The organism is Adlercreutzia equolifaciens (assembly GCF_029076695.1).
Taxonomy (GTDB): Bacteria; Actinomycetota; Coriobacteriia; order Coriobacteriales; family Eggerthellaceae; genus Adlercreutzia; species Adlercreutzia equolifaciens_A.
The window spans coordinates 1-5,217 of record NZ_JARFIK010000004.1 but is presented as its reverse complement, the minus strand read 5'-3'; the positions used below and the strand labels follow the sequence as shown (position 1 = coordinate 5,217).

Annotated in this window: 3 rRNA genes; all 3 read left to right on the top strand. The window is 60.8% G+C overall.

The window, feature by feature from the left end:
- Positions 1 to 190: 190 nt before the first annotated feature.
- The 3 genes from PZH32_RS11155 to rrf all read left to right on the top strand — a co-directional run bounded on the left by PZH32_RS11155 (position 191) and on the right by rrf (position 5,189).
- A 16S ribosomal RNA gene (locus tag PZH32_RS11155) occupies positions 191 to 1,698 on the top strand.
- Between the two features lie 293 nt (positions 1,699 to 1,991).
- Positions 1,992 to 4,958: ribosomal RNA gene (locus tag PZH32_RS11150) — 23S ribosomal RNA — on the top strand.
- 116 nt (positions 4,959 to 5,074) lie between these two features.
- Positions 5,075 to 5,189: ribosomal RNA gene (gene rrf, locus PZH32_RS11145) — 5S ribosomal RNA — on the top strand.
- Together the 16S, 23S and 5S rRNA genes form the textbook arrangement of a ribosomal RNA operon.
- Positions 5,190 to 5,217: the final 28 nt, after the last annotated feature.

The following is a 5,217-nucleotide window of genomic DNA, read 5'->3' as shown; positions in this document are numbered from 1 at the left end:
ACCCGCGCGAACCTTGACAACCGGATACTGAGGATGGAATTCGAGAGATGAATCATCTCGAGGATGTCAGACGGACATCTAAATGAGAAACTAAGCTTTTTCTTATCCCTGTCAGGGGCATCGGCCCCGACGGAGAGTTTTAAAACAGAATCGAAACTCACATCGATCCGACGGCCCCTCGGGGCCTGTTTGAACGGAGAGTTTGATCCTGGCTCAGGATGAACGCTGGCGGCGTGCTTAACACATGCAAGTCGAACGATTAAACCGCCCTCGGGCGGATATAGAGTGGCGAACGGGTGAGTAACACGTGACCAACCTGCCCCTTGCTCCGGGACAACCGTTGGAAACGACGGCTAATACCGGATACTCCGGCGGGCCCGCATGGGCCGGCCGGGAAAGCCCCGACGGCAAGGGATGGGGTCGCGGCCCATTAGGTAGTAGGCGGGGTAACGGCCCACCTAGCCCGCGATGGGTAGCCGGACTGAGAGGTCGACCGGCCACATTGGGACTGAGATACGGCCCAGACTCCTACGGGAGGCAGCAGTGGGGAATTTTGCGCAATGGGGGAAACCCTGACGCAGCAACGCCGCGTGCGGGACGAAGGCCTTCGGGTTGTAAACCGCTTTCAGCAGGGAAGATAACGACGGTACCTGCAGAAGAAGCTCCGGCTAACTACGTGCCAGCAGCCGCGGTAATACGTAGGGGGCGAGCGTTATCCGGATTCATTGGGCGTAAAGCGCGCGTAGGCGGCCGCCTAAGCGGAACCTCTAATCCCGGGGCTCAACCTCGGGCCGGGTTCCGGACTGGGCGGCTCGAGTGCGGTAGAGGCAAGTGGAATTCCCGGTGTAGCGGTGGAATGCGCAGATATCGGGAAGAACACCGATGGCGAAGGCAGCTTGCTGGGCCGCCACTGACGCTGAGGCGCGAAAGCTGGGGGAGCGAACAGGATTAGATACCCTGGTAGTCCCAGCCGTAAACGATGGACGCTAGGTGTGGGGGGACAGTCCCTCCGTGCCGCAGCCAACGCATTAAGCGTCCCGCCTGGGGAGTACGGCCGCAAGGCTAAAACTCAAAGGAATTGACGGGGGCCCGCACAAGCAGCGGAGCATGTGGCTTAATTCGAAGCAACGCGAAGAACCTTACCAGGGCTTGACATGCTAGTGAAGCCGGGGAAACCCGGTGGCCGAGAGGAGCTAGCGCAGGTGGTGCATGGCTGTCGTCAGCTCGTGTCGTGAGATGTTGGGTTAAGTCCCGCAACGAGCGCAACCCCTGTCCCGTGTTGCCAGCATTCAGTTGGGGACTCGCGGGAGACTGCCGGCGTCAAGCCGGAGGAAGGTGGGGACGACGTCAAGTCATCATGCCCCTTATGCCCTGGGCTGCACACGTGCTACAATGGCCGGTACAGAGGGTTGCCACCCCGCGAGGGGGAGCGGATCCCGGAAAGCCGGTCCCAGTTCGGATCGCAGGCTGCAACCCGCCTGCGTGAAGTCGGAGTTGCTAGTAATCGCGGATCAGCATGCCGCGGTGAATACGTTCCCGGGCCTTGTACACACCGCCCGTCACACCACCCGAGTCGTCTGCACCCGAAGCCGCCGGCCGAACCCGCAAGGGGCGGAGGCGTCGAAGGTGTGGAGGGTAAGGGGGGTGAAGTCGTAACAAGGTAGCCGTACCGGAAGGTGCGGCTGGATCACCTCCTTTCTAGGGAGAAACACCTAGAGTCTCTCATCTACTTCTCAGCATCCGGTTGCGAGGGCTCGCCACGGGCCCCGCGCACCTTGACAGTTGCATAGCGCGTGACATGATAGTCACACATGATCAACACCAACATCAATTCCTTGAAGCAATTCAAAGTGTTCGATGGGTGTTCGCATCATGGACAAGACGATTCATCACGATCGCAAACGTATGTTATACGACGGAAATTAATTCTCATTAATATCCAATGGACGAAACCGATATATCTTCTCAGATATACGGCGACCTGAGGTAATGAACAAGATACCAAAGGCGCACGGCGGATGCCTTGGCACAGGAAGTCGACGAAGGACGCGGCAAGCTGCGATAAGCCCGGGGGAGTGGCAAACACACCTTGATCCCGGGATCTCCGAATGGGGAAACCCGACTGGGGTCATGCCCAGTCACCCCCGCCTGAATAAAATAGGGCGGGAGGAGGCAACCGGGGGAACTGAAACATCTAAGTACCCCGAGGAAGAGAAATCAACCGAGATTGCGCGAGTAGCGGCGAGCGAAAGCGCACCAGCCCAAACCTAGGCGCGTGTAAGCGGCAGGCGTTGCCGCCTAGGGGTTGCGGGACTCCCGTCCTGGTGCTGCCCACCAGGGAGTGGTTACAAATCCGTCAGGTAGCGGAACGGCATGGAAGGGCCGGCCGCAGCGGGTGAGAGCCCCGTACGCGAAACCTGACGGACCACTGTTGGAGTATCCCGAGTAGGGCCGGGCACGTGAAACCCGGTCCGAAGCCGGGGGGACCACCCTCCAAGGCTGAACACTCTCCTGTGACCGATAGCGAACCAGTACCGTGAGGGAAAGGTGAAAAGCACCCCGAGAGGGGAGTGAAACAGTACCTGAAACCGTGCGCCCACAAGCAGTCGGAGCACCCATGCGGTGTGACGGCGTGCCTTTTGTAGAATGAGCCAGCGAGTTGCGGTGTGCGGCGAGGTTAAGTTTGGAAACGAGCCGCAGCGAAAGCGAGCCTTTAAGATGGCGAGTGAGTCGCACGCTGCAGACGCGAAGCCGGGTGAGCTATCCATGGGCAGGCTGAAGCGGGGGTAAGACCCCGTGGAGGGCCGAACCCACTTCGGTTGAAAACGGAGGGGATGACCTGTGGATAGGGGTGAAAGGCCAATCAAACCCGGAGATATCTCGTTCTCCCCGAAATAGCTTTAGGGCTAGCCTCGGCCGTTTACCCGCGGTGGTAGAGCCACCGGATCCCTAAGGGGGCTTCACCGCCTACCGAGGGGAACCGAACTCCGAATGCCGCGGGTCCACAGGCCGGGAGTCAGAGGGCGTGGGCTAAGCTGCGCGCTCGAGAGGGAAACAGCCCAGACCGCCCGCTAAGGTCCCCAAGTCATCGCTGAGTGGCAAAGGATGTGCGTCTGCCCAGACAACCAGGATGTTGGCTTAGAAGCAGCCATGCATTTAAAGAGTGCGTAACAGCTCACTGGTCGAGTGGACATGCGCCGACAATTCACGGGGCTAAGCGATGCACCGAAGCGGCGGACTGATTTATCAGTGGTAGGGGAGCTTTCCGCGCTGCGGCGAAGCAGGCAGGCGACTGTCTGTGGAGCGCGCGGAAGTGAGAATGCTGGCATGAGTAACGAGACCAGGGCGAGAAACCCTGGCGCCGTGAGCCTAAGGGTTCCTGGGCGAGGCTAATCCCCCCAGGGTCAGTCGGGAGCTAAGGCGAGGCCGACAGGCGTAGCCGATGCGCAGCGGGCAGACATTCCCGCACCGCCGACGGCGCGGCATTACCGATGGGGCGACGGAGAAGGGTAGCCGGGCGGGGTTCTGGACGTCCCCGTGAAAGCGCGTAGGGCGGGCCGCATGGAAATCAGCGAGCCCACGCAGCCTGAGACGCGAGACGAAGCGACTGAGCGAAGCCGGTGAGCCCATGCTTCCGAGAAAAACCTCTAGGGAGTGCCGTCGGCGCCCGTACCAAAACCGACACAGGTGGGCGGGTAGAACATACCGAGGCGATCGGGAGAACCACGGTTAAGGAACTCGGCATACTGGCCCCGTAACTTCGGGAGAAGGGGCGCTCTCTAGGGTGAAGGACCTCGCGTCCGGAGCCCCGGGGAGCCGCAGCGAAACGGCCCAAGCGACTGTTTATCAAAAACACAGGACTCTGCTAAGTGGCAACACGACGTATAGGGTCTGACGCCTGCCCGGTGCCGGAAGGTTACGCGGATGGGTTAGCCTCTAGGCGAAGCTCTGAAGCCAAGCCCCGGTAAACGGCGGCCGTAACTATAACGGTCCTAAGGTAGCGAAATTCCTTGTCGGGTAAGTTCCGACCTGCACGAATGGCGTAACGATTTGGGCGCTGTCTCAACCGTGGACCCGGTGAAATTGTACTGTTCGTGAAGATGCGAACTACCCGCGGAAGGACGGAAAGACCCCGTGAACCTTTACTGCAGCTTGGCATTGGCATCTGGTACGGCGTGTAGAGGATAGGCAGGAGCCCGCGAAGCGGGGGCGCAAGCCCCCGTGGAGGCGACCTTGGAATACTGCCCTCGTCGTGCCGGCTGCCTAACGCGCGGCCGTTACCCGGCGCGCGGACCGTGCCAGGCGGGTAGTTTGACTGGGGCGGTCGCCTCCCAAAATGTAACGGAGGCGCGCACAAGGTCCGCTCAGGACGGTCGGCAACCGTCCGCAGAGCGCAAGAGTGCAAGCGGGCTTGACTGCGAGACGGACAGGTCGAGCAGGGACGAAAGTCGGTTCTAGTGATCCGGCGGCTCAGAGTGGAATGGCCGTCGCTCAACGGATAAAAGGTACTCCGGGGATAACAGGCTGATCTTGCCCAAGAGTCCACATCGACGGCAAGGTTTGGCACCTCGATGTCGGCTCATCGCATCCTGGGGCTGAAGTCGGTCCCAAGGGTATGGCTGTTCGCCATTTAAAGCGGTACGCGAGCTGGGTTCAGAACGTCGTGAGACAGTTCGGTCCCTATCCTCCGCGGGCGCAAGGGAGTTGAGGAGATCTGCCCCTAGTACGAGAGGACCGGGGTGGACGGACCTCTGGTGACGCGGTTGTCGACCAACGGCACCGCCGCCTAGCTACGTCCGGCACGGATAACCGCTGAAGGCATCTAAGTGGGAAGCCGCCTCCGAGATGAGCTCCCTTTCCGGTAAGGGCCCAGTTAGACTAACTGGTCGATAGGGCGCAGCTGCAAGCAGGGCGACCTGCTCAGGCGAGCGCTACTAATAGCCCGAGCTCTTCTTCATTGCTGTACATACGTTTGAGATCCGATGGTCATGGAGCGCGCATGCAACCGCCAGGGCGCACGGGGACGTGCACCTCGGCAGGCAGCACATATCGTTGCCGCGGGAGCGCCTCCCGCGAGCGGAACCATGGAGTGGGGGATCACCCGATCCCATTCCGAACTCGGCAGTTAAGCCCCACCTCGCCGAAAGTACTGCGGCGCCAGGCCGCGGGAGGACAGGTCGTTCCGCTCGCAGGGGGCGCTTTTACGTGGCGGCGATA